Below are 22,716 nucleotides of genomic sequence, written 5' to 3'. Positions count from 1 at the left end.
CCACCGCGATCGCGGCAGGAATGGCAACGATCAATCCAACGGGGGGCGCGATGATCGCCGGAGCGAGAACCAGGAGGGCCAGAACAGCGGCCCATGAGTGCCTGTCGCGCCATGCTGCGAGCGATCCGCTTCCCATGCGGACAGCCTATGCGAGGTGATCATCTGCTGGCATCGATAACGATTGAAATCGTCGAGGCGCGCCGGGGCGCGGCCGGCCGCGGACTTGTGCCGCGGGTCGGTCGGCGTGGGCCCGATGGCTGCCTCGTCGACGCTCCACCCGGTGATTACCAGGGTGCCCGACGGCTCGATGAGCCGGAACCGGTTGAGCTCCGACCGGACGCGCCGCGGCAGTTCCTGTGCGAAGACCCGGCTCTCCCGGAGGAACTCCGCGGACTCCACGCTGTCGTGCCGTGCGGCGAGTTCGGTGACGACCGATTCGATGTCGGTGACCTCTCGATCGGTCAATCGAAGTTGCACGCGGAAACCCACCCCTTCTCGTCTGATCCCCAACGCCGCCGGAAACCCCCACGATGCGATCTTCGCCTCCCGGCGCGCCACCGGGCTGTCTCCACAGAACGTCCGCCGCCAATGGCGTCAAGCTCGCGCCGACGCTGGCCTCGAATGGGTCACGCCACACACCTTCCGCAAGACCGTCGCCACCCTGATTGACAAAGAAGCTGACGCCAAGCACGCCGCAGCCCAGTTCGGCCACGCCACCGAGGAGGTCACCAACCGGCACTACATCGTTAAGTCCGCTCTCGCACCGGATAGCTCCGAAATCCTCGAACAGCTCGGCGCTGGCCAGGCCACGACCAGGCACGAGTGTCGCTCCCATGGCCCACGCGGGACCGGATAGGCACACAGGGGACCGTCCCCGACCCGCTGCCGCAGCACGGACCGTCAGAACCCGATCGCCCCCGGCGTTACCGAGGGGTTTTCGGGGGCGATTCAAAATTGCATAGCTAGAAATCAAGGCCCTGGCTGGCTTCATGCTGGTCAGGGCCTTGTGTTGGTGCCCCCGGCAGGAATCGAACCTGCGACACACGGTTTAGGAAACCGATGCTCTATCCCCTGAGCTACGGGGGCGCGAGGGCCTAGTCTAGCGACCTGGGGGTTCACCTGGGGTGGCAGGGAGTGGCCCACGTTCACCCACGTTCCCGGGCCGCCGTTCTCCCAGCCCAGGACCACACACCGAGCACACGGAACCCGGTCTGCGACCGGTGGTCGGCCGCGGTGACCCGCGTTGGCACCGATTCACCCGGGTTGGCATCCGCTGGAGAGCACACACCGCGCACATCATCGAAGATCATGTGCGGCTGTCCGCTCCCCCGGCTGGGCGCCGCCTCCCACGGGGGATTCCGGCCAGGTCGCGATCAGCCGCGCGGTGCTGGTCGTCGTTGTCGCGGGTCAGGTCCGTCGGGTCGAGAGAGGCGACATCGACGTCGTGCACGGACGGCGGGTCGAAGTCGCGTCGTTCGACAGCGGGTCACCCGCGCTCGGCTGGCTCATGGGGTGATGAGGTCGTCTATGCCGTAGTGGCTCCACCAGGTGGGCCGGTGTCTGCGGAGTGTGCCCCCGACGCGGGTCAGCAGGAGCCAGTTGCCGTTCTGGACCAGCGCCGCGTCCTCCTGCCGGGCGGCCAACACCCGGGCCACGGCCTGCATCATGTTCGGGATCCCCTTGTCGACCAGGTCGTCTGCCCGCATGGAGAAGTCGATGTCGACGTATGTCTCCGGCTCCCACTCCCAGCGGGCACCGTCGTCGCCCTCGGCATCAAAGTGGCCTTGGTTCCCCGAGTAGACGCTCAGCGCGTACCCGCGCGTCTCGTAGTGGCGAGCACTGAACAGCCGCCGGTTGGTGGCGCTCGGTCTCGGCCTCTCGGCGGGTTCCGCCGCCACGAGGTCAACCACGTGTTCCGGAGGGAGGTCACCCACCAGGGTCAACCTGAACTCGACAGCCACCCTGACGCCTCTCCTCAGCCTCGACAAAAGATCTGCATGGTCGCGCTCACTCAGCGTTACCGTTCTGAGTTCCTTCGCGGTTACGCGCGATGCTGCTGCAGACGACGCCTCTCACGGTGGCGAGCCAGAACACGCCCTCGCCGAATCGATTTATTGGCGCGTCAGAGGTGGAAAATTCTGTCGTCATCTTCGTCGTACCACCCGTCGGTGTTGTGCTTCTGAAGGGTGCCCGCGACGCGCGTCAGCATCAGCACGTCGCCGTTCAGGGTTAGGGCCGCGTCCTCGGCCCTGCCGGCGAGGATCCTGGCCACGGTCGCCAGCATGTGGGGCTTGCCCTTCTCGACCAGGGTGTCCTTGCGCATGTAGAAGCTGACGTCGACGTAGGTCTCCGGCTCCCATTCCCACAGGGAACCCCCGTCGCCCTCGGCACTGTAGTAGCCGTGCCTTCCGCCGGTGATGTCCACGACGTACCCGTGCTCGTCGTTCAGGTCGGCGCTGAGCATCCTGCCGCCAGACGCCGTGGAAGTCTCGACCGCTGCGGGAGCAGCCAGCTCCGCCACCTGCTCGAGTGGGATGTCGCCCGCCAGCGTCAGCCGGTACTCGACAGCCATCTGCACCCCTCCATCAGTCTCGCCGGATGATCTGAATGATCGCACCGTCGCGCGTTACCGCCGCCAGTTCCTTCAGCCCTGCCATGGGCCAGTCGTGGAACTGCTTGTGCAAGGCCGCGAGGTCTCCTCGCCAGTCGTGGAGGTTCAACATCACGCGTTGGGTCTGCTCCGCGTCGACCTTCCTGGACACCGCGCTCCAGACGGCGCGGGCCGGCACAGGAGCAGTGGGCGCGTAGCAGTCGAAGACATGCCCCTCGATGAGGAAATCGGGTGCCTTCTCCGGCCTCCCAGAATCCCCAGTTTCGCGTCGCGCGTCCGCGATCTCCTGCCTCGTGGGGTTCTGGTGAACCCGGTACCCCTTGCCGGCGACCCTGTCGGCACACTCGTTCTCCAACTCCAGGGCACGCCGCTCCCGTGGCTTCTCGTTCGCGGAGATCCGGGTTCGACGTCCGGTAGGCGACCCCCCGAGCACGCCGGTGGGACGCCTGGTCCACGGGGTTGCTGCGTCAGTGTCCCTGGAGACGGCGCCACCCGGGGTGGGGGTTGTCGGGGGCGAGACGGCGGTGGTGGCAGGGGTGGGGCTGGCCGGTAGGTGACCGCCAGCCCCTGTCAGTTTCCCGACGATCCCAACTGTCGGGCCTGCGCGATCGCCGCTTCGATGGCCTGCCGGGCCCCGCCGGTGCGCGCAACGACCAGCACCAGGACCTGCTTGATGGCCTCCAGGGCCTGCAGCAGTGGCCCGGGCTGCCCGCCCTGCAGGACCATGGCGACGAGTTGCTGCGCCTCACCGACTCCGGTGATGGCCCCGGTCGCCGCGTCACGAGCGGCGTCCACGGCGCTCTGCACGGGCGCCAGCCCGGCGATCGTCTCCTGCGGGGTGGCCTCGTTCGGCACCGCCGCGGTGGCCTTCGTCGCTTCACCGATCGAACCGGCGAGACTTCCCAGGCCGCCCTGGATGCTCGTGATCGCGTTGCGGACCCGCGCCACACCTGCCGCCACGGCGAGGAAGCCCGCGCCTGCCGCCCGCAGCGCCACCTCCTGCGCTTGGCTGTCGGCCGCGGCTGCTAACCCCTGGGCGCGTTCGACCCCGGCCATTAACGCACGGAGCTCACCGGTGATCTTCTCGATCTGTGACACGTGGCCGGCGCCCCAATCGACGTTAATGAAAGTGCTGGATGCCTGAACCTACCGGGCTACTCGCGAGGCCACCAGACACCAGCGAGGCGGTCGGCAGCGCCGGCAGCCACCGCGATGCAAGCAGCCGCATGAGCAGCTTCCGGTCCAGATTCCAACTCTTGGGGCGGGGTCTGTGGCTGTCGTGTCCGGCGGTCGACATGTCAGCATCGAGGGGACGGCGGTGCGGGTGTTCGCGTCGGGAGGCTCGGTGGGTAATCGCAAGCGCAGTGGCCGTCGGCAGCGGCGGGAGCCGATCCGCCGGATGATCCCGCCCACCCGCGTGCCCGGCAGCCGGCGCCCTCACCGCCCGGACGAGACGGCGCTGATGCCGGTCTACGAATACAGCCCCATGTTTGGACGGCTCGTCGACGCGCCGGTGGAGATGGTGCCGCTGCTCGCCGTCCTGGCCGTTCTACACCAAGCGCAGAGCGGCATGCCGGTTGGTACCTGTGTCCCGACGAGTCATCAGGTCAGTGGGGCGCTGCGGCACCTTGGCTTCGAGGCCGAGCCGGTCGCCGCGTGCGCCACGCTGTACCGGGTGACCGACACGTTCACCGAGGTGTCCGAGGTCGGCGTGTGGAAACGACCACCGGTTGTCCACCCCGATGGCACTACCAATGGCCACATGGTCGTGTGGACGCCGTCGTTCGCGCAGCTCGTGGACGCCACCCTGGTGCAGGACCCGCTTCTGCTGGCCGCCGCCCAGGCTGACCCGGTCTACTCGACGCCAGTGTTCGTCGAGGTCCCCACCGACCGGAGGGAGTTCCTCGCGGCTCAGCCCGTCGCCTGGCTAGACGATCACCTGTACGCGTCGTGGGTCCTGCTGCCGGAGTGGACCCGACGGATGGACCCGGTGCTGGAAGGAGAGGCCGGCACGGTCGTGGAACTCGGCGCACTCGGTCTGGCCACCGACGCGCTCCGCCTCATCGCAGCGGTCGGAGAAGATCGGGATCTGGACGCTCTACCGGTCCGGTGTCCTCGGCTCGGGGCGCTTCTCGAAGGTAAGGAACAGCTACCGAAGTTGCCAGCCGAGCCATCCTCGCGTCTTCACCCTGACGTGGGCGCAGCTCCGATGGACATATCGCGAGAGTCTCGATGAGCTCGATGCACATCGGAACCGCGGACGTCCTGATTCCGCGCCGAGTGCGCTGCTCGCGACCTTGAAGAGCTGCCATGCGATCAACCGGCGGGCTGGTTGTCGCGGTAGGTCCACAGCTGGCTTGTGCTGGCACCGTTTAGGTAGGCGAGTACAGGCTCGATCTCAGGACGAGCGGCCGTGGAGGATGCTAGGAGCTGCTTGGCCTCGTTCAGAGGCAGCATTACAGCGCCGATGATCTTGTGGTCCGGGTCCTGAACAGCGATGTCGCCGCTCCAATCGCTACAGTCAAAGGTAAGTGCGACTGTGGACGGGTACTGCTTGCTTGTCGTGTTGACGAGGAAGGCCAGCGGGCCAACCGTGGCCAGCCGCAGGCCGGTTTCCTCATTCACCTCGCGGATGAGTGCCTCGGTCAGCAGCTCGCCGCGTTCGACGCCGCCACCAGGAAGGGACCATGCCTCCTGTCCGTCGCGCCGTTCCTGAACAAGTACAATCTGGTCCCCGCGGCGGAGCAGGGCGGCGACGACCTGAACGCCGGGGCCGATGACCGGTGTGAGATTCGTGTCGGTCGAACTTGCTGCGGACATTCGTGCTCCCGTTCGGCTCTCAGCGTCTGACGTTTCGGTGCAGCTGCTGGTGCTGCCTAGTACTCCAGCCGCACTTGCTTGATGTGGAGTTTCGGCAGCTCATCGGCGTGATCAACGGGTGAGCGGCGTCGGCCGTCCAGCTGGGCGTGTCGATGCTATTCGTGCAGCGGATCAGGTGATCGCACCGTCTGTCTGTTGTGGCCGATCGTCGGGCGGGCAGGCTACCGGGCTTGTGTTGATCGATGAGATTGTGGGCTGGCGGGCGGGTCTGGATGATCTGCTGGCGCGGTTCGCGCACCGATTCGGGCGCGCGGAGCCGCGTCGGCAGGCGCTGACCTACCTGGTCGGGTTGTTGTCACCCCTGGCCAGCAAGAACGGCTGGACCTTGGCTGAGGCCGCCGGCGATGTGACGCCTGACCGGATGCAGCGGCTGCTCAACCGGTCCGCGTGGGATCCGAACGCGGTGCGCGATGACCTGTTCGCCTACGTGTCCGAGCACCTCGGCCACGACGACGGGGTGCTGATCGTCGACGAGACCGGCTTCCTGAAAAAGGGCGTTAAGTCGGCGGGGGTGCAGCGTCAGTACTCGGGCACGGCCGGGCGGACCGAGAACTGCCAGCTCGGGGTGTTCCTTGCCTATGCCAGCCCGGTCGGGCGCACGCTGATCGACCGGGAGTTGTATCTGCCCCGTGGCTGGTGCGACGACCCCGCCCGCCGGGCCGAAGCCGGCATCGAGACGAACGTCGGGTTCGCCACGAAGCCCGCGCTGGGCCTGCGGATGCTCGAACGCGCCATCACCGCCGGCCTGTCGGCGAGGTGGGTGACCGCTGACGAGGCATACGGACAGGACTCGAAGTTCCGGGCCTGGCTGCAGCAGCAGCGCATCGGCTACGTCCTGGCCGTGCCCCGCAACCAGCGGGTCCCGACCACGGCGGGCAACTCCCGTCCGGACGTCCTCGCCGCCGCCGCGCCGGCTCTGGCATGGAAGCGTCGCAGTTGCGGCGACGGCGCCAAAGGGCCACGGCTATACGACTGGGCCGTGGCCACTCTGCCCGGCGCCGCCGACGGATACGGGCATTGGCTGTTGATCCGCCGCAGCATCACCGACCCCACCGACCTGGCCTACTACCTGTGCTTCGGCCTCGTAGGCACCCTCGACGAGGATCTGATCCGCATCGCGGGGACCCGGTGGGCGGTCGAGGAGTGCTTCCAGACCGCCAAGAACGAGGTCGGCCTGGATCACTACCAGGTGCGTCGGTACGACGCCTGGTACCGGCACATAACGCTCGTTCTGTGCGCCCACGCCTACCTCGCCGTCACCGCCGCGCAGGCCAAAAAGGGGGCGCCGAATCCGACGACGGCCTCATTCCCCTCACCCTCGGCGAGGTCCGCCGTCTGCTGGCACACCTGATCACCACGATCCGACCCTTCGACCACATCCATCGATGGTCACGATGGCGACGCCGACACCAGTACCGCGCCAGAACAGCCCACTACCAGCGAAGACGCCAACTTCACCAGGTACGGCTGGAGTACTAGGACCGGTCGCCCTCCCGCCAACCCCACCTTGCTCAGTGATTGTCGGTCACGCCCCCAGCAGCGCCTGGCCGGCGGCGGGTGTTCAGTAGTGATCGCCATCCTGCGCGGACCGCTGGGGTGTCGTGGAGTTCGGATAGACAACCTGCGCGTTAGGGTGCCAGGGCCCCCTCGCCCGCTTCTGACCAATGTTGCGAGGTCCGGAATCTGGTGGACTCCCCGGGGAGAGGTGATTGTGACTGCGAAGCCGACCATTGCCGCGCTGGCGGTTGTCCCCACCGCGTCGGGTGAGGTGGTGTTCGTACGGCAGCAGCGTGGCCCGTACGCGGGGTGGCTGCTGTTGCCGGGCGGCAAGGTGGAGTTCGGGGAGTCGGCGCACGATGCGGCCCGCCGGGAGACGGTGGAGGAGGCGGGTTTCGAGGTCAGCGAGCTGACGCCGACGGGGGTGTACGAGATTCGCGCCGAGGACGGGTCGTACCACTTCGTGATGTTCGCGTTCCGTGCCGGGACCGCGACGCGGGTAACCGCCGGTGGGCATCATGTGGGCGGGGTGTTGCAGGCCTCGGTGGATGAGGTGCAGCCGCACCCGACGGTGATGCGAATTCTCAACGACGCCGGCGTCGCCAGCTACCCGGCCCAGGACATCGAACAAGGCCTGCGTCGGAACGGGATTCTGATGGGTGGGCATCTGATAGCAACCACGGCTGCTTTGGCCTGAGGGGTTGACTGGCAGCCTTCCGCCGAGCGGAATCCTACTGGACTCCACCGTCCCTCCTTGCTCAACCGATGTACGGCGTCGCCCGCTCCTCGAGGGCGTGGTCGATACGCAGCCGCATCGAGGGGTGGATGTCCAAGTGGTTGAGCTGGGTGGGGTTCACCCAGCGGACCTGACGCGACTCACCGGAGGTCGCCAGTTTCCCGCCGACGGGTCGGGCCGTGAAGCAGATCGAGAACTGCTGGCGTACTTCACCGTCGTCGTAGGCCATCACGTGGTGGGGGTCGCTGTAGATCCCGACCAGGCCGACGACCTCCACTTCGATGCCGGTCTCCTCGCGCACCTCCCGCACCACCGTGCCGGAGATCGCCTCGCCGATGTCGTGGCCACCGCCGGGCAGCGCCCACAGGTTGTTGTCGGTGCGGTGGATCATCAACAGCTCACCGCGCTGGTTACGCACCGCCGCCACAACCGACGGCACCACACTGTTGGCAGCTGGCGCATTGGGGTCGTTGAAGTAGTCACGGCGTGCCATCCGTCATCTCCCGTCGAATGCGGCTACCCGCGCATCGATACCGCAGTGAGCTCCGCCTAGCTCAGCTGCACCCTGAGTAGGGTCAGCTTCATGAATGAGGTCCTGTATGTGTATACCGCTGCGGGCAGTCTGGAGGTCGCGCGGCGGTTGGTGCAGGGCGCGGTGCGGGAGCGGTTGGCGGCTGGTGGCCAGGTCGTGGGGCCGGCCGAGTCAGCCTTCTGGCATGAGGGGTCTTTGGCACCGGCCAGGAGTGGCAGGTGGTGCTCAGGTCCAGCGCCGGAGCGTATCCCCAGTTGGAGAGCTACCTGAGGAAGCATCACGAGTGGTCCAACCCGGAGATCGTCGCGCTGCCAGCGGTCGCTGGTTCACGGCCATACCTGCAGTGGGTGCGCGGTGTCACCGAAACCGCCGATGAGGGTGGATGAGGCGGCTGCCCTACAAAGTGACGCGCGTCGGTAGACCTTGTCTCGACGCTCGGTTTCAGGTGAATGGCAGCGACTGAGCAGCTGCCCTTCAGCGAGGGCCTCCGCCAGGGGAGTTGGTGTGTCGGATGTGAGCGCCGCTGTGCCCGACGGTGTGGGAGCCGGCGTGGACGGCGGCGGTGATGGCGTCGGGTAGCGGGGTATGGCGGGCGAGGTCCAAGGCAAGAGAGCCGAGGAAGGCGTCGCCGGCTCCGGTGGTGTCGACGACCGGGACGGCAGGTGCCGGCACGGTGCCCGATCCATGGGGGTGGGTGAAGGCGGCGCCGTTGGGGCCTGCGGTGACGACGACGGTACGGGGGCCGAGGCGTTGCAGTGCGGCGGCGGAGTCGAGCGGGTTGCCGGCGGTGGTGCGCAGGATGGCGGCGGCTTCGTGTTGGTTGACCACGAGGACGTCGAGTTCCGCGAGCAGCCGGGGGTCGAGGTCAGGGTTAGGGACGAGATTGCCAATGACGATCGGCGCGCGGCGGTGGCTCAGCAGTGTGGTTACGGGCTCGGGTGGTAGGTCGAGCTGCACGATCACGGTCTCCGCGGTGAGGCCGGCGGTGGCTCGGTGTATGTCGTCGGTGGTGAGTTCGGTGGCGGGTGAGAGTGCGAGGGTGATGTAGCTTTCGCCGTCTGGGGTGACCTCGATGATGGCCGCTCCGGTGGTGGCGTCGGGGACGAGCCGGACGCGGCGGGTGTCGACCCTGGCGTCGGTCAGTGTTGCGGTGATCTGGTGGCCCCAGGTGTCCGCGCCGACGTTGGCGATCAGGGCGGCGCGCCCGCCGTGGCGGGCGGCGGCGATGGCCTGGTTGAGGCTTTTGCCTCCGGCGTTGGCAGTCAGAGGCGAGCCGATGGCGGTGCGGCCGGGTCGGGCACGGTGGGGTACATGGATGGTCAGGTCGATGTTGGCCCGGCCGACGAAGGCGGCATCGACCCTGCCACCGGCGCCGCTGCTGTCGGTCACGAGGTCGCTGTGGAAGCGGCCAGGGCGGCATGCAACTGCTGCACCGCAGGCTCGGTGGGAAACGCCGCGAGCCGGCGGCCTGCGATTGCGACCTCGCGTTGGATGCGTGCCGAGCGGGTGAGGTTGGCCAGGTTGAGCGCGGCGAGGGCGGCGGCAGCGGCCAGCTCGGGTTCACCGGCGGCGGCGTGGGCGACGGCGGTGCGCGCCAGATAGCGGCCCCGTTCACGTCGGTACGTTTCCGGCCACGCGTCGAGAGCCGCGCCGAAACACCGGACGGCGACGCCGGGGCGACCCAGCCGAAGCCAGCCCTCGCCCTCCTGCGCGCTGATGTACGCCGTGGTGCAGAACGCACCGAGCCCACCGCTGTCTGATCCGGTGGCGGCAGCGAGGTGGTGGGCCTCGTCGATGGCGGACCGGAACGAGCCGGCGTCACCTTCGACCGTGTGCCCGTGCGCGCGTTGCACCGCCGCGAACGCGCGCACCTGCTCCCGCGTGCTACCAGCGCGCTCGGCGGCACGGGCGAGCCCGAGTACGCGGTCCTGATCGGCGGCGTCGCTGGCCCGCTGCGCCATGCGAGCGAAAACGTAGGCGGTGAACTCCATGTCGCCGGCTTCTTGGGCCATAGTCAACGCTTGGGCGAGCCACCATTCGCCGGCGTCCCGGTCGCCCATATCATCGCTGAGCCAGCCGGCGAATTCCGCCCACCGGGCCTCGGTACTCAACAGCGCGTCGCGCAGGCTGCCTCGTGCGGCTCGGCGGTAGTCGGCGATGTGCCCGAGCTGCTGTCGGGCCGTGGGAAGGATCGCCGCGGCGCCGACCCGGTTGTCAGATTCCACGAGCACCGACCGCAGTGCCGCGAAGTGCTCCACGACAGCCGGATCAACCTGCGCCGCCCGTGTCGCTGCGGGCAGCGGTTCCGCACTCGCCAGGGACGCCACCACACTGCCGGGGACCGCCTGCAGGAGAGCCCGGCGGCTGACCTGAACGTGCCGTCCTCGCCCGTCTGCCACAGTCATCACGATATCCGCCTCCCCTGCGGGCTGGCCGTTCGTGTCGGTCACCAGGGTGGTACCGGCCGCGGTCAGAGCGGTGGTGAATGCTGCTGTTCCCCTGGCCCGCCGGTACTTCTGCTCAATGGCCACGACCCGGTCGTACCCGGCGGTGAGGGCACCGTCGGTGTCGAGGACCTCGTCACAGCGGTTCCAGAAGGCCCGGTCTGGGTGCTGGCGCCCGACTTCGGTGTTCGCGATTGTGCTGCGGCCGGTGAGGATCCTGGGCGCCAGTGAGTGCTGGGTGTGGCCAGCCGCCTTGCGGTACGCGGCCAACTGCTGGCCAAGCGCGCGCCACGCTTCGCTTACGTCGTGCGGATCTGCCACCGCCGCCTCCCCGGGGCCATCGCACCTCGGCTGGCTAAGCGAGATAACTCGGTGCCGGCCAGAGGCATTCTTCGATGTGAGTCGTTACCCTACCGTGCGGTCGTGCCTGCGTAGGTCGTTCACCCGCCGTTGCTGGTAGCGGCTTCCGTCGCGGGCGGTTGCCTGCCACGGCCGGGCGGCGTGCAGAGCGATACGGCTGCGGGTGCGACATCGAGGAAAGGTGCCCCGTCGGCGTCGATGGGTGACAGCCCGGCAGGCCCTCGCGTCTACACGCCTGGGCATCAGATCGTTACATTTCGTGGATGATTGTGTGGGTCGCGTCGTTCCCCCGCTCCGGTAACACCTTCCTGCGGATCGTCCTGCATCGCATGTACGGCCTCCGTACTTCAACGATCTATGACGTCGATGGCGTGGCCGCCCGCCTAGGGCCAGATCTCATCGGCTTCACCGAGCGTTTTGCACCACTCGACGAGCTGCGGGCGGCGCCCGATGCGTACTTCATCAAGACCCACCGGCAGCGTGACGCGGACGTCCACGACGATGACCGCGCCATCTGTCTGATCCGTGACGGTCGCGACGCTCTGGTCTCCTGGGCGCGCCAGGACAGTGAAGATGATTCGAGCCGCTACGAGGTTGAACTCCGCGCAAAGATCCTTCGCCAGAGCGTGGTCGGTACCGGCAGCTGGGGCAGCAATGTCCTCAGCTGGCTCCAGCCACCGGTGCCGCACCGATACGTGCTGCGCTACGAGGACCTGACCCGCGCACCAGCAGCGACCGTGCAAGCCGTCATCGCCGCCATAACCCCCGAACTCACACCGCTCGCGGACGCTTCGATCCCGTCCCTCGCCGAACTTCGCCAAGCCGACGACCAGTTCTTTCGCCGCGGCCGTACCGGCAGTCACCGTGACGAGTTGCCTAAGGATCTCCACGAGCTGTTCTGGTCCCGCGCCGACAACCGTGCCGCCATGCAACTGCTCGGCTACGCCGCCCCACCGGCACCGGGCAACGACTAACGGGACCGGCAGGACCAGAGAATTGCAAGACCCGCCCCCACCTTCTGCCATGACGGTGCAGCCGTCGATCATCATGGTGCTTGAGGTTGCTGAGCTAGCACCCACGCTGCACCGGCAGGTTGCGCAAGGTTGCTTTCCAGGGCAGGAATGCGGCGCTGGCGGCGGTGAGGGCGGCCGTGGCGGTGATGGCGGTGCGGGGGTCGGTGGCGGCTGCGAGGATGCCAGTCGCCGCGATGAAGATCGGCTGGGTCAGTTTGCTGCTGATGGACCAGGCGGTCAGGACGCGGGACAGGCAGTGTTCGCTGGTGTGGGTCATGCGGTAGGTGGCGAAGGTGGGGTTGAAGGCGCCGGCGAAGAAGAGCAGGAGCGTCTCCGCGATCACGATGACGATCAGGCCGGGTGTGCCGGGTTGTGCGAGCGGGATGAGACCCATCCAGAGGGTGCGGCCCACTCCGGTGGTGAGCAGTACCGCGTGGAGGCCGTAACGGTTGGTGAGGGGGCCAGCGGTCAGGGAGCCGAGGATTCCGCCGACGCAGGGCAGCCCGAGGGCTAGGCCGTACTGCCATGGCGCGAGGTGCAGGTCGCGGAGCATGAGCACCGTGACGACGGGCATGGCGGCCATGATGGCGCCGCCGAAGATGAGCGCGTTGATCAGCAACGCCCGTAGGCTGGCGTGGTGGAGGATGTACCGCCAGCCCTCGATGATTTCCCTGCCTCGGCGGGTCGCGGGGTGGCGTGGGGGCGGTGGTGGCTCGGGGCTGCGCAGGCGGCGGATTCCGAGTGCGGACAGCAGGAAGCTGACGGCGTCGACGGTGACGGACGCGGTGGTGCCGAGCCAGGAGACGAGGATCCCGCCGATGGGTGACCCGATGCTGTTCGCCGTCCACTGGGAGGTGTCGAGCCGGCCGATGGCGGTGACGCGTTGCTCGGTGGTGACCAGGTTCTTCAGGTGTGCGCTGCTGGCAGCGCCGAACGCGATACCGCCGGTGGTCTGGACGATTGCCACGACGCACAGCTGCGCATAGGTCAGCTCGTGCAGCGCGGCGGTGACGGGGATGCTGGCGAGGGCCGCGCAGCGCAGCAGGTCGGCGCCGCACATGACGGGTCGCTTACGGCGGAACTCGATCCAGGGACCCAGGGGCAGGACGATGACCGCTGAGGCGATGCCGGAGATCACCGCGAGCAGGGAGACCTGCAAACTCGATGAGTCCAGCAGCAGGATCGCGACCAGTGGCAGCGCGCCGGCCCCAACAGACGATCCCAGTTCGCTGACCGAGTAGGCGCCCCACAGGCGGTAGAAGTCACGGCTCAGAGGCGACGATGCCCCACCAGCGGCCGGTGGCCGATGGTGGGCCGGCACGCTGGCGGTTGTCCGGCTTCTGGTCACCGCGTCAGTGCCCGAGGGTCACGACGTGCCTGCCGCAGCGTCTGGCGCAACTGCGCGAGTCGAGACCTGGGCAGGCCGGCGGCCGTTAGGCGGGTGCGGATGCGGAGCTGGCGCCGGCCCACCCAGTAAGGATTATTCATGGGACGTTTCGCTGCTACTGGCTGGCCGTCCTGGCGCCCGATGGCAACGAGGGCCTTGTCCGAGCGGTGTACGACCCGCTCGATGCCCACCCCGGCGGGCGCGGCACCGGCGACGAGCGCCGCGCACAGGATGCCCGCCGCGCCCCTCGGGACGCCCGCCCGGTCCGGGGTTGTCACGTGAGGCGTGGTCACGGGACGGCTGGTAGTAGGTCGTTGTCGCGACCAGTCAACGGTAGGCCGGCGGCAGTGGCGATGAGGCCGATCGCTTCTTCCATCGAGGTGCTCTCAGGCAGGACGAGTTCGCCCGGCCAGCCGAGAAGGTCGCGCGGGGCGTACCAGTTGCGCATGATGTCGGGGGTGAACTCCGTCGCCTCCGGGCGCGTTTCGTGTCGCCGCAGTGTCTCGGGTAGCGACACGTCGAGATAGACGAACAACGTCCGCCCGCGATGGGCTTCGCGCAGGTCCGTGAGCATGGTGCGGTACCGGGCGGCGTGCATGATCCCTTCCAGGATCACGTGGTAGCCGTGGTCGAGGCAGAAACGGACGTTCTGCGCGATGAGCGCGGGTGCCAGGCCACCTGGCTTGTCGCGTTCTCTGAGCAGGATCCGGCGTAGATGGTCTTGCTCGACGAGGGCGCAGCCGCGGCCGTGCCGGCGCCGCAACACGCGGGCGATGGTGCTCTTCCCGGAACCGGAGTTGCCGCGGATGCAGACGAGGATCGTCTCGGGGCTGCCGGTGTGAGTCAGGTCGTCCATCGCGACGCTCCTCATGACGAGACAGGCTGGTGCTGGTGCGGAACCTGACCCTCCGCATGGGCATCGGCGACCTCGTCCAGGCAGTCGACCCCGCTTCCATAGCCGGCTGCTTGGAGGTTGAACAGTTCGGCGTACCGCCCGTCGGAGGTCATGAGCTGGTCGTGGGTGCCGGTCTCGATAAGACGGCCGTGGTGCAGGACGTAGATGCGGTCGGCGTGGCGGACATTGGCGAGCCGGTGGGTGATCAAGATGGTGATGCCGCGTCCCTGCCGGTCGCGGATGGCCTGGAAGAGGGCGTCCTCGGCGCGGGGATCGAGGGCGGAGGACGGCTCGTCCATGATGAGCACATCGGCGTCGCGCAGGAAGCCGCGGGCCGCGGTGATGCGTTGCCACTGGCCGCCGGAGAGGTCCTGGCCGCCAGCGAAGGTGCGGTCCAGCAGGGTCTCGTACCCGTGGGGCAGCTCGGAGATCATGTCGTGGGCGACCGCGCGGGCGGCGGCGGCCTCGATCCGGTCCTGCTCCGTCGTAGTGCTGATGTCGCCGATGGCGATGTTGGTGGCGGCGGTGAACGGCCACTTGTGGTACTCCTGCGTCACGACCCCGATCCGGGCCCGCAGCGCGCCGGTGCCCCAGTCGTCGCCGGACTGCCCGTTGTAGCGGATGGTGCCGCTGGTGGGGGTGCGGAGGGTGGCGATCATGGTGGCGAGGGTGGACTTGCCGGAGCCGTTCTCCCCTACGAACGCCACGGTCTGCCCGGCGGAGATGGTCAGGGTGACGCGGTCGACGGCCGGGGTGTCGCGGTCGGGGTAGCGCAGGCTCACTGCGTCGACGGTGATCTCCCGCAGCCGCTCCGTGACCGGCGCCCCGGCGGCCCGGTCGGTGGGCGGTGGCAGGTAGTCGGCGGCCCGGGTCATGAAGCCGGTGTAGTCGCGGAAGTGCTGCCCCTCGGTGTAGACCCGGTCGACCTGGAACGTCACCACGGCCAGCGAGCGTTGCGCGGACTGCACGGCGATCACGCAGGTCGCGGCGGCGGCGAGCGGGATCTGACCGTCGACGAGCAGGAGGCCGAGCAGGACGTAGACCACGGCGGTGGCGACCCCGCCGATCATCGCGCCGACGGTGGTGGTCGTGGTGACCCGGCGGGCCAGGGCGAGCTGGATCCGGGTCTCCACACTCATGACCCGGTCGTACTGGTCGAGCAGGAAGTCACGCAGGCCGTAGGAGCGCAGTTCGGGGGCGGAGTCGCGTTCGGCCATCAGCCGGTGCAACAGCCACAACCGGCGGCGGCGTACCGACCCGGCGGCGTACGTCTGGTAGCGCAGGTGCCCGGCCCGCAGTGCCGCCCACCCGTTCGGCACGGTCGCCACCAGCAGGGCGAGCAGCAGCAGCGGGTGGACCACCACCACGGCGACCGCGACGGCGATCACGCCGGCCAGCCCAGCGAGGAGGTTCATCGAGGACTGGACCAAGGCGGTGGTGGAGTTCGCGCCGCGGGAGGCGCGTTCCATGTCGTCGGCGAACGCGTCGGCGTCGAAGGCCTCCAGCCGTACGGCGGTGGTCACCTCGAACAGGCCGCGTTCGACCTCTCGGTCGACCTTCGGGGTGAGGCCGTTCTGGGCGTACCCCATGGCGGTGGCCATGCCGGCGCGCAGCGCGGTGGCCGCCGCGAGCGCGACCAGGGCGGGCAGCGCGGCGGTCACCTTGTCGGCGGTCGGTCCGCCAGCGAACAGCTCCACCAGCACCCGCTGCGCCGCGAGGAGCCCGAACGCCGACATCACCCCCGCGACCACCGTCGTCGCCGCCACCACCGACGTCCGGGCCCGGTCGGCACGCCAACTCACCGCCAGCGCGGCCCAGACCAGGCGGGGCAGCTCGGAGAAGACGGCGAACAGACCGGCCTGCGCCCGCGCCCGCACACCGGTCTCCCACCACACCTCCCGCAGCTCCGGCAACACCGAATCCCGCTGCGGTGGTGCGGTACGGGCGGGCGTTCGGTCGGGGTAGTCGGCGTTCGGCATGGCGGTACCTCCCGAAGGTGAGCGCGGTGGGCGGTGGTGGTGTCTCGATGCAAACGGCGCCAGCGGAGGTGCCCCATCGCGCAGCCGACGCTTCGTCCTTCCGGGCGGTGGGCCTCCGGTCAGGTGATCCGGACGCCGTCTTCGAGGTAGTAGCTGCACCCGTCCGCACGGGCGTTCAGCGCCTCGTTGATCCGGCGGATCAGCAACGGCGGCAGCCGCTGGGCGGCCTCTGGCGGGTCGGAGAAGGCCCAGCCCTTCAACTCGCCGGGCGGCACCACGATCCGTTCGTGTACGCGGGGGTCGAGGGTGCCGCAGTCGTAGACGACCATGACGCCCTCGGTGCGCCCGGCGCGGGCCGGCACCCAGTCCACCACCAGCAGCCGACCGGGTGCCAGGTCCAGGCCGAGTTCCTCCCGGCACTCCCGGATCGCGGCCTGGTAGGGCGACTCGTCAGCCTCGACGCACCCGCCAGGGATCTCCCAGCCCGCCTTGTACACCGGCTCAACCAGCAATACCCGCTCGTCCGCGTCGGTGAGCAGCAGCCCGGCCGCCATCCGCTTACGGGGCAGGCCAGCGGTGACGTCGCGGCGTTCGGAGGGCATGCAGGGACCGTAGGACGCCGGCCGGCCGACACGCCCGCAGCGCCGTGCGCCGACATTGTCGGCAGATGCCGACACAACTCCGACACCACATTTACCCCCTCCGCGTCATGGCCCCGCGCCATAGGAGCCAGCGCCGTGACCTGGGCATTCATCACCGTAGGCAACTGTTGAAGAGGGTCCCCAGGGTGCAGAAGTGTCACCGGGAGCAGCTACGGTGTCGGCTCATCGTGACTGCGGCACCGGGGGTGGCAGCGATGGTCGACCACGACGAGATCGCCGCCGCTCGCCGCGCGCTTGGTCGTCACCTTGCTCACCTGCGTAAGGATGCCGGCCACACCCAGCACGGGTTGGCACGGCTCGTGCAGTACGGGCGCAGTTCGGTGGCGAACACCGAGACCGGCCGCCAACATCCCGAGCGGTCCTTCTGGTCCCGCTGCGACGCCGTGTTGCGCACCGGTGGCGTGCTGACCGCCGAGTACGACCGCATCGCCGACCTGGACCACCAACACCGCCACGGCCCGGCGCCCCGACCCGCTGGCCCCGGCTCCGCTACCGAGGCGGGAGCCGTGTGGTGGGAGCACGAGGAGCGCATCACCGCCCGCCGGTCCGCGCTGACCGTGACGGCCAATGACGACGCACGGGTGGCGCACCTGGAGCACGAAGTGCGGCAGGCGATCGGTGACAATGAACGGCTTCCGCCGGCCACGCTCGTGGCCCGGCTGCGTCCGCTGCGAGTCAGCGTCGACCAGCTGATGGCGGCCCGGCAGCACCCACCGCAACGTGCCCGGCTCTACACCGCCACCGCCCACCTGTCCGGGCTCCTCGCCGCCCTCGCCCTGGACCTGCGAGCTTTCCCGGTCGCGCACGCCTACGCAGCCGAAGCCTTCGACCTCGCCCACGCCGCCGGGCAACCCGATACGCAGGCCTGGGCCCGCGCCACCCAAAGCCTGGTCGCCTACTACACCGGCAAGCACCGCGACGCGCTCGCCTATGCCGAAGACGGCCTACGCCACGCTGGCGCCGGCCCGCACCTCATCCGCCTCACGATCAATGGGCAGGCCCGGGCGCTCGCCCACCTCGGCGACCGCCGTGGTGTCCACCAGGCCGTGGACCGTGCGTTCACCCTGCTGCCCGAACACCCGGCGGACGGGCAGGTCAGCACCAGCCTCACCCTCGGCCCGTACTGCCCGACCCGGGCCGCCGCCAACGCGGCGACGGCCTACCTGGTTCTCGGCGACGCCACCGGTGTCGTCGACCAGCTCACCGCCGCTGTCGCGGCGTTCGACGCGGCGCAGCTGCGCGGTCCGCAGGCGCTCAGCCGCCTTGATCTGGCGACGGTCCACGCGCGGGCGGGCGACCTCGACCACGCCGCCGGGCTGGCGCTGGAAGCGCTCAGCCTCACCGCCGAGTACCGCTTCGAGTCGGTCTACCAACGCACTCGCCGATTCCTCGCCGCCGCCCACCCCTTCGGCCGTCACTCGCGACTACAGGAGGTCGCGGACCTGTTCACCGAATTGACGCATCCCGTCAGCCGGCCGCCACCGGGCCTACGATCGCGGACATGAGCAGCCGGGAATTGGCCAGCTTGCGGCAGCGGTGGACCGCCTACCGGGACCTGGCCGCACTCACCGAGCACTGGTACTGGCGTCCCGGCTGGCGCGCCGGCCGCCACTTCTACACCTGGCACCTCACCTTCCAGGAACAGCCCGACCTCCACCGCCTCGTCACCGACCTTCAACACCAGTTCCAGTTCCCCGGACTGGACCTGGTGCCGATTGACGGCCTGCACCTGACCGTGCAGGGCCTCGGCTTCACCGACGAGGTGCCCGACGGCGACATCGAAGCGATCGTCACCGAAGCCCGGCAACGGTGCGCCGGCCTGCCGCCGCTGGACCTGTCCCTCGGCCCGGTCGACCCCGACGCCGAAGGCATCGGCCTGCTCGTCCGACCCTGGAGCCCCGTCGAACGGGTCCGCACCGCGATCCGGGCCGCGATCGCCGCCGTGTGGCCAACCGTCCCCGAACCAGCTGACGGGTTCCGGCCCCACGTCACGATCGCCTACAGCGGTGCGCCCGCACCCACCGCCCCCATCCGCGCCAGGCTGGCCGAGCTGCGGCATCTGCCGCCAGTGACAGCGACGATCAGCGAGGTGTCACTGATCGCCCTCCACCGGGAACACCGCACCTACCGATGGTCGACGCAGGCAACAGCACCCCTGAACGGACGAGGCCCCCGACACGCTGAAGCGCAGGCAGCTCGTGGCGATCAGTGATTCGGACATCGCACAGGCGCTCTTGGCCTACCTCGAGTGCTATCCGGACGACGCCGTGTCGCTGTCCGAGCCGGTGAAGCTGCTGGCTGAGGGAGCGGGTTTCGCCTCCCGACGAAACTTCTCGATGCATGTCACTGTCGGCGCTCTCCTGGTCCGCGGCGGCACCGACGTGCTGCTCGTCGATCACCTCGCCTACGGGATCCTCCTCCAGCCGGGAGGACACCTGGAGCCGACCGACTCCACGTTGATCAGCGCTGCGGTGCGGGAGCTGGTAGAGGAAACCGGTGTTGATCCCAGCGGACTCGTCCCCGCGTCGCAGATGCCGGTCTACGTCGAGCACGGCCGAGTTCCGGCCCGGCCGGCGAAGGACGAACCGGAACACTTCCATCTCGACTTCGGCTACTCGTTCCTGACGACGCAGGCCGACGTGGGGCGTATCCAAGAATCAGAGGTTCGAGGTGCGAGGTGGTATCCCCTCTCCGTGGCTGAGCGGCTTGTCGGCCCTCGCATCGCGCGGGCGATGACCGCATTGACATGAAGCGGATGACGGCCCAGCAGCCGTCACCTTTACTCGTCGCCGCTCGTGCTGCGGCCGACGGTTGCCCGACGGCGACAGGCAGACCGCCGGCAGAGTCGTACTCCGTCAACTTTGCCAATAGGCCAGGACAATCAGGTCTGGGAGCGCGGGGGGATGGCGGGTGCGGTCATGGTCAGGTATCGGTAGCCGATTTCGGTGAGCCTGTCGGCGTCAAGGCAGTGTCGCCCGTCGAGCACGAGCGGTGAGCGCATGGTGGGGGCGAACTTGGCCCAGTCGAGGTCGCGGTAGTGCGACCATTCGGTGGCGACCACGATGGCGTCGGCGTCGTCGAACACCTCTTCGACCCGATCGGCGAGGTGCTCGGCCAGGGTGGGCTGTTCGCGGCGGAAGCGATCGGCGGCGACGGGGTCGTGCAGGGTGATCCGGGCACCGCGTTCGAGGAGCAGATTCGCGATGTCGATGGCCGGTGAGTCGCGCAGGTCGTCGGTGTCCGGCTTGAACGCGAGGCCGAGGATGCCGATCTTGCGACCCTTGATGATGTGGAGTTCGTCGAGGAGCCGGTCGACGACCTTGGTGCGCTGGCGGTGGTTGACATCGCGGGCGGCGGTGACGATCGGCATGGCGAGGTGGTACTCGCTGGCGGTGGCGATGAGCGCTGCGGTGTCCTTGCCGAAACAGGAACCGCCCCAGCCGATGCCAGGGTTCAGGAAACGGGGGCCGATGCGGGCGTCGAGGCCGGTGCCGCGGGCGACCTCGCGGACGTCGGCGCCGACCTTGCCGGCGATCGCGGCGATCTCGTTGATATAGCTGATCTTGAGAGCGAGGAAAGCGTTGGCCGCGTACTTGATCAGCTCGGCCGAGGCCAGGTCGGTGGAGACCAGCGGCACGGCGCTCATGCCGGCCGGGCGGGGCAGCACAGTGGGCGGGGTGAAGGACTGGTTGAGGATGGGGCGGTAGAGCTGGTTGAGGAGGTCCAGGCTCTTCTGGTTGTCGGAGCCGATGACGATGCGGTCCGGGTAGAGGGTGTCGGCGAGCGCGGTGCCCTCGCGGAGGAACTCGGGGTTCGAGGCGACGGCGAATCGGCCGTCGGGGCGGTGGCCGTGGTGGCGTTCGTACGCTTCGCGCAGGATCGCGTCGACCCAGTTGCCAGAGCCGATCGGGACGGTGCTCTTGTTGACCACGACGGTGAAGTCGCCACGCAGATGCTGGGCGACACTCTCGGCTGCGGATCGCAGGTACTGCAGGTCGGGGTTGCCGTTGTCGAGTTGCGGGGTCTGCACGGCGATGAACACGACGTCGGCGTCGGGTACGCCGACGGCGTATTCGGTGGTGAAGTTCAGGTGGGAGGACGCCTGCTCGAGGAGCGCTTCCAGATGGGGCTCGTAGATCGGGCAGTGGCCGCCGCGAAGGGTGTCGATCTTTTGCTTGTCGAGGTCGATGCAGGTGGTGTCGTGGCCCAGGAAGGCCAGGCTGACGCTGGTGGTGAGACCGACGTATCCGGTGCCGACAACACAGACCTTCATTGAGCGTTTCCTCTCGCCATGAACGATACCGACGCGTGGTGATCCGGATCCAAAAGTGCCGCTGACCAGCGATTTTCTGTTGCGGCGGTCGGCCGGCTTGAAGGCCGTGGCCCGCCTGCTGCCCGCCGGAATGATACCGACCTGAGGCGGGCGGCGGGTCGGTCGGACCGGACATTCGGGTCAAGAAACGGCGGCGGCTCCGCTGCTGTTCAGATGTCCGAGCAGAGTGTCCTTCTGCCCGAGATAGTCCCGGTTATTGGAGGTGACGAAACCGGAGAGGGGGACACGGTCGACGGTGATCCCGGCGGTACGGAGGGCGTCGATCTTGTGAGGATTATTGGTGGCGAGTCGGGCTGAAGTGACGCCGAGCCAGGCCAGGACGCTCGCGGCGGGTCGGTAGTCGCGGGCATCGGTGGGTGCGCCAACGGCGGCGTTTGCGGCAACGGTGGACTCTGCTGCCGAATTCGTGACACGCCGTCGGGATCGTTCTGTCTGGCTGGTCGTGGGTTGATGATCTCTGTTCGCGGCTGTGCTTGCTTCCGTCAGCGGCTGCGGGATGGGGTGGACGAGTGTCGATGTGGCCGCGATCGCGGGTTCAGATTCCGGAGCAGACGGCCCTGGTAGCCCGGGCAGCGTTCCCGAACGGCAGCGTGGCGATGTCCGCTCGTGACCATCTGGCCGAGGTGTTCACCGACGAGCAGTTCGCCGCCGCGTTCGGGGTCCGCGGTGCTCCGGCGGAGTCACCAGGCGCGTTGGCGCTGGTGACCGCCCTGCAGTTCGCGGAGAACCTGACCGACCGGCAGGCCGCGCAGATGGTCGCCCGGGCCATTGACTGGAAGTACGCGCTCGGTCTGGAGCTGACCGATCCTGGCTTCGATCCGAGTGTGCTGTCGAAGTTCCGTACCCGGCTGGTCGAGCACAGCCTGCAGGAACGGGTCTTCACCACGATGCTGACCGCGCTGGCTGGCAAGGGCCTGACCGGTCCGGGCGGCAAGCAGCGTACTGATTCCACGCACGTGATCAGCGCGGTGCGTGACCTCAACCGTCTGGAGCTGGCCGGCGAGTCGGTCCGCGCCTGTCTGGAAGCATTGTCGGTGGCCGCGCCGGACTGGCTCGCCACGGTGATCGACGTCGCCGAGTGGGCGCACCGATACGGGCCGCGCATCGATTCCTGGCGGCTACCGGCATCGCAGACCAAAAAGGACCGGCTGGCCCAGGTCTACGGTGGTGACGCCGTCGCTGTGCTCCGTGCCGTGTTCGCGCCCGAGGCGCCGCTCTGGCTGGCCGAGATATCCGCGGTCCAGACCCTGCGAGTGATGCTCGTGCAGAACTACCTGATCACCACCGACAGCAGGGGGCGGGAGGTGATCCGGCGGCGGGAGGCGGACACGGATGGTCTCCCGCCCGCCAAACATCGGATCACCTCGCCGTACGACACCGACACCCG

At 68.6% G+C, this 22,716-nt stretch carries 24 protein-coding genes, 1 tRNA gene and 2 pseudogenes; 10 read left to right on the top strand and 17 right to left on the bottom strand.

What is annotated here, in order from left to right:
- Positions 1 to 30: 30 nt before the first annotated feature.
- Positions 31 to 558 carry a hypothetical protein gene (locus T398_RS22470; RefSeq protein WP_496449766.1) on the bottom strand — a complete coding sequence of 176 codons (528 nt, stop codon included), beginning with the start codon at positions 556 to 558 and terminating at the stop codon, positions 31 to 33.
- Here T398_RS22470 and T398_RS22465 point away from each other — a divergent pair.
- Positions 509 to 856, top strand: a pseudogene (locus T398_RS22465) (tyrosine-type recombinase/integrase); the annotation flags it as partial. The gene T398_RS22470 and the pseudogene T398_RS22465 sit on opposite strands and share 50 nt — an antisense overlap.
- Positions 857 to 1,010: 154 nt before the next feature.
- On the opposite strand, the gene T398_RS22460 reads toward T398_RS22465, so the two are convergent.
- From T398_RS22460 to T398_RS22440, 5 genes are all read right to left on the bottom strand, one after another.
- Positions 1,011 to 1,086, bottom strand: a tRNA-Arg gene (locus tag T398_RS22460).
- 419 nt (positions 1,087 to 1,505) lie between these two features.
- Positions 1,506 to 1,961, bottom strand: a complete 456-nt coding sequence (locus T398_RS22455; RefSeq protein ID WP_491640121.1) for a SitI3 family protein — start codon at positions 1,959 to 1,961, stop codon at positions 1,506 to 1,508.
- A gap of 161 nt (positions 1,962 to 2,122) precedes the next feature.
- Positions 2,123 to 2,572, bottom strand: a complete 450-nt coding sequence (locus T398_RS22450) for a SitI3 family protein (protein WP_491640120.1) — start codon at positions 2,570 to 2,572, stop codon at positions 2,123 to 2,125.
- Positions 2,573 to 2,585: 13 nt separating this feature from the next.
- Complete coding sequence (locus T398_RS22445; protein ID WP_496449763.1) at positions 2,586 to 2,972, bottom strand: CdiA C-terminal domain-containing protein; 387 nt, start codon at positions 2,970 to 2,972, stop codon at positions 2,586 to 2,588.
- A 209-nt stretch (positions 2,973 to 3,181) separates the two neighbouring features.
- Positions 3,182 to 3,709: a DUF6244 family protein gene (locus T398_RS22440; protein ID WP_091434018.1), complete on the bottom strand. Its 528-nt coding sequence runs from the start codon at positions 3,707 to 3,709 to the stop codon at positions 3,182 to 3,184.
- A 247-nt stretch (positions 3,710 to 3,956) separates the two neighbouring features.
- Between T398_RS22440 and T398_RS22435 the strand changes: the two genes are divergently transcribed.
- The gene (locus tag T398_RS22435; RefSeq protein ID WP_491640119.1) at positions 3,957 to 4,847 is read left to right on the top strand and encodes a hypothetical protein; all 891 of its coding nucleotides are present in this window, start codon (positions 3,957 to 3,959) and stop codon (positions 4,845 to 4,847) included.
- Between the two features lie 80 nt (positions 4,848 to 4,927).
- On the opposite strand, the gene T398_RS22430 is transcribed toward T398_RS22435, so the two are convergent.
- A complete protein-coding gene (locus T398_RS22430) occupies positions 4,928 to 5,431 on the bottom strand; it encodes an NUDIX domain-containing protein (protein ID WP_491640118.1) in 504 nt (167 codons plus the stop codon).
- Between the two features lie 232 nt (positions 5,432 to 5,663).
- Here T398_RS22430 and T398_RS22425 point away from each other — a divergent pair, with 232 nt between their 5' ends.
- Together T398_RS22425 and T398_RS22420 are read left to right on the top strand one after the other, a co-directional pair.
- Complete coding sequence (locus tag T398_RS22425) at positions 5,664 to 6,842, top strand: IS701 family transposase (protein WP_491640117.1); 1,179 nt, start codon at positions 5,664 to 5,666, stop codon at positions 6,840 to 6,842.
- 360 nt (positions 6,843 to 7,202) lie between these two features.
- On the top strand, positions 7,203 to 7,685 hold the full coding sequence (locus T398_RS22420) for an NUDIX domain-containing protein (protein ID WP_491640415.1): 483 nt from the start codon (positions 7,203 to 7,205) through the stop codon (positions 7,683 to 7,685).
- Between the two features lie 61 nt (positions 7,686 to 7,746).
- On the opposite strand, the gene T398_RS22415 is transcribed toward T398_RS22420, so the two are convergent.
- Positions 7,747 to 8,217, bottom strand: a complete 471-nt coding sequence (locus T398_RS22415; RefSeq protein WP_491640417.1) for an NUDIX domain-containing protein — start codon at positions 8,215 to 8,217, stop codon at positions 7,747 to 7,749.
- A 90-nt stretch (positions 8,218 to 8,307) separates the two neighbouring features.
- Between T398_RS22415 and cutA the strand changes: the two are divergent.
- Positions 8,308 to 8,642: pseudogene (gene cutA / locus T398_RS22410) on the top strand (divalent-cation tolerance protein CutA).
- Positions 8,643 to 8,730: 88 nt separating this feature from the next.
- Here cutA and T398_RS22405 read toward each other — a convergent pair.
- Complete coding sequence (locus T398_RS22405) at positions 8,731 to 9,645, bottom strand: PfkB family carbohydrate kinase (protein ID WP_491640419.1); 915 nt, start codon at positions 9,643 to 9,645, stop codon at positions 8,731 to 8,733.
- Positions 9,642 to 11,021 carry an NsdA family TPR-like regulatory protein gene (locus T398_RS22400; protein WP_491640421.1) on the bottom strand — a complete coding sequence of 460 codons (1,380 nt, stop codon included), beginning with the start codon at positions 11,019 to 11,021 and terminating at the stop codon, positions 9,642 to 9,644. The genes T398_RS22405 and T398_RS22400 overlap by 4 nt, the downstream gene beginning before the upstream one ends.
- Before the next feature lie 302 nt (positions 11,022 to 11,323).
- Here T398_RS22400 and T398_RS22395 point away from each other — a divergent pair, with 302 nt between their 5' ends.
- Positions 11,324 to 12,034, top strand: coding sequence for a sulfotransferase domain-containing protein (locus tag T398_RS22395; protein ID WP_491640422.1), 711 nt, complete (start codon positions 11,324 to 11,326; stop codon positions 12,032 to 12,034).
- 94 nt (positions 12,035 to 12,128) lie between these two features.
- Here T398_RS22395 and T398_RS22390 read toward each other — a convergent pair whose 3' ends face one another.
- The 5 genes from T398_RS22390 to T398_RS22370 form a co-directional block, all read right to left on the bottom strand.
- The gene (locus T398_RS22390) at positions 12,129 to 13,421 is read right to left on the bottom strand and encodes an MFS transporter (protein WP_491639565.1); all 1,293 of its coding nucleotides are present in this window, start codon (positions 13,419 to 13,421) and stop codon (positions 12,129 to 12,131) included.
- Entirely contained in the window at positions 13,418 to 13,753 is a 336-nt protein-coding gene (locus T398_RS22385) for a hypothetical protein (protein ID WP_496449726.1), read from the bottom strand. Before T398_RS22385 ends, T398_RS22390 begins: the two co-directional genes overlap by 4 nt.
- Positions 13,750 to 14,316 carry an AAA family ATPase gene (locus T398_RS22380; protein WP_491639563.1) on the bottom strand — a complete coding sequence of 189 codons (567 nt, stop codon included), beginning with the start codon at positions 14,314 to 14,316 and terminating at the stop codon, positions 13,750 to 13,752. Before T398_RS22380 ends, T398_RS22385 begins: the two co-directional genes overlap by 4 nt.
- An 11-nt stretch (positions 14,317 to 14,327) precedes the next feature.
- Complete coding sequence (locus T398_RS22375; RefSeq protein ID WP_491639562.1) at positions 14,328 to 16,334, bottom strand: ATP-binding cassette domain-containing protein; 2,007 nt, start codon at positions 16,332 to 16,334, stop codon at positions 14,328 to 14,330.
- A gap of 119 nt (positions 16,335 to 16,453) precedes the next feature.
- Positions 16,454 to 16,936, bottom strand: a complete 483-nt coding sequence (locus T398_RS22370; RefSeq protein ID WP_496449724.1) for an NUDIX domain-containing protein — start codon at positions 16,934 to 16,936, stop codon at positions 16,454 to 16,456.
- Positions 16,937 to 17,190: 254 nt separating this feature from the next.
- On the opposite strand from T398_RS22370, the gene T398_RS22365 reads away from it, so the two are divergent.
- The 3 genes from T398_RS22365 to T398_RS22355 are packed head-to-tail and all read left to right on the top strand — an operon-like array spanning position 17,191 to position 19,746.
- Positions 17,191 to 18,501, top strand: a complete 1,311-nt coding sequence (locus tag T398_RS22365) for an NsdA family TPR-like regulatory protein (RefSeq protein ID WP_491639568.1) — start codon at positions 17,191 to 17,193, stop codon at positions 18,499 to 18,501.
- Positions 18,498 to 19,208, top strand: coding sequence for a 2'-5' RNA ligase family protein (locus T398_RS22360; RefSeq protein ID WP_491639559.1), 711 nt, complete (start codon positions 18,498 to 18,500; stop codon positions 19,206 to 19,208). The genes T398_RS22365 and T398_RS22360 overlap by 4 nt, the downstream gene beginning before the upstream one ends.
- Complete coding sequence (locus tag T398_RS22355) at positions 19,195 to 19,746, top strand: NUDIX domain-containing protein (protein WP_491639558.1); 552 nt, start codon at positions 19,195 to 19,197, stop codon at positions 19,744 to 19,746. The genes T398_RS22360 and T398_RS22355 overlap by 14 nt, the downstream gene beginning before the upstream one ends.
- A gap of 131 nt (positions 19,747 to 19,877) precedes the next feature.
- Here the strand turns inward: T398_RS22355 and T398_RS22350 are convergent, their stop codons facing one another.
- On the bottom strand, positions 19,878 to 21,269 hold the full coding sequence (locus T398_RS22350) for a nucleotide sugar dehydrogenase (RefSeq protein WP_491639557.1): 1,392 nt from the start codon (positions 21,267 to 21,269) through the stop codon (positions 19,878 to 19,880).
- Positions 21,270 to 21,449: 180 nt separating this feature from the next.
- Positions 21,450 to 21,815 carry a GTP cyclohydrolase II gene (locus tag T398_RS22345; RefSeq protein ID WP_496449761.1) on the bottom strand — a complete coding sequence of 122 codons (366 nt, stop codon included), beginning with the start codon at positions 21,813 to 21,815 and terminating at the stop codon, positions 21,450 to 21,452.
- Positions 21,816 to 21,844: 29 nt separating this feature from the next.
- Between T398_RS22345 and T398_RS22340 the strand changes: the two genes are divergently transcribed.
- A partial coding sequence (locus T398_RS22340) for a transposase (protein ID WP_496449760.1) occupies positions 21,845 to 22,716 on the top strand: 872 nt, incomplete at its 3' end.

Source organism: Salinispora goodfellowii, assembly GCF_059570675.1.
Note: the sequence above shows the minus strand (reverse complement) of the source record. Positions and strands in the feature narration are given on the sequence as shown.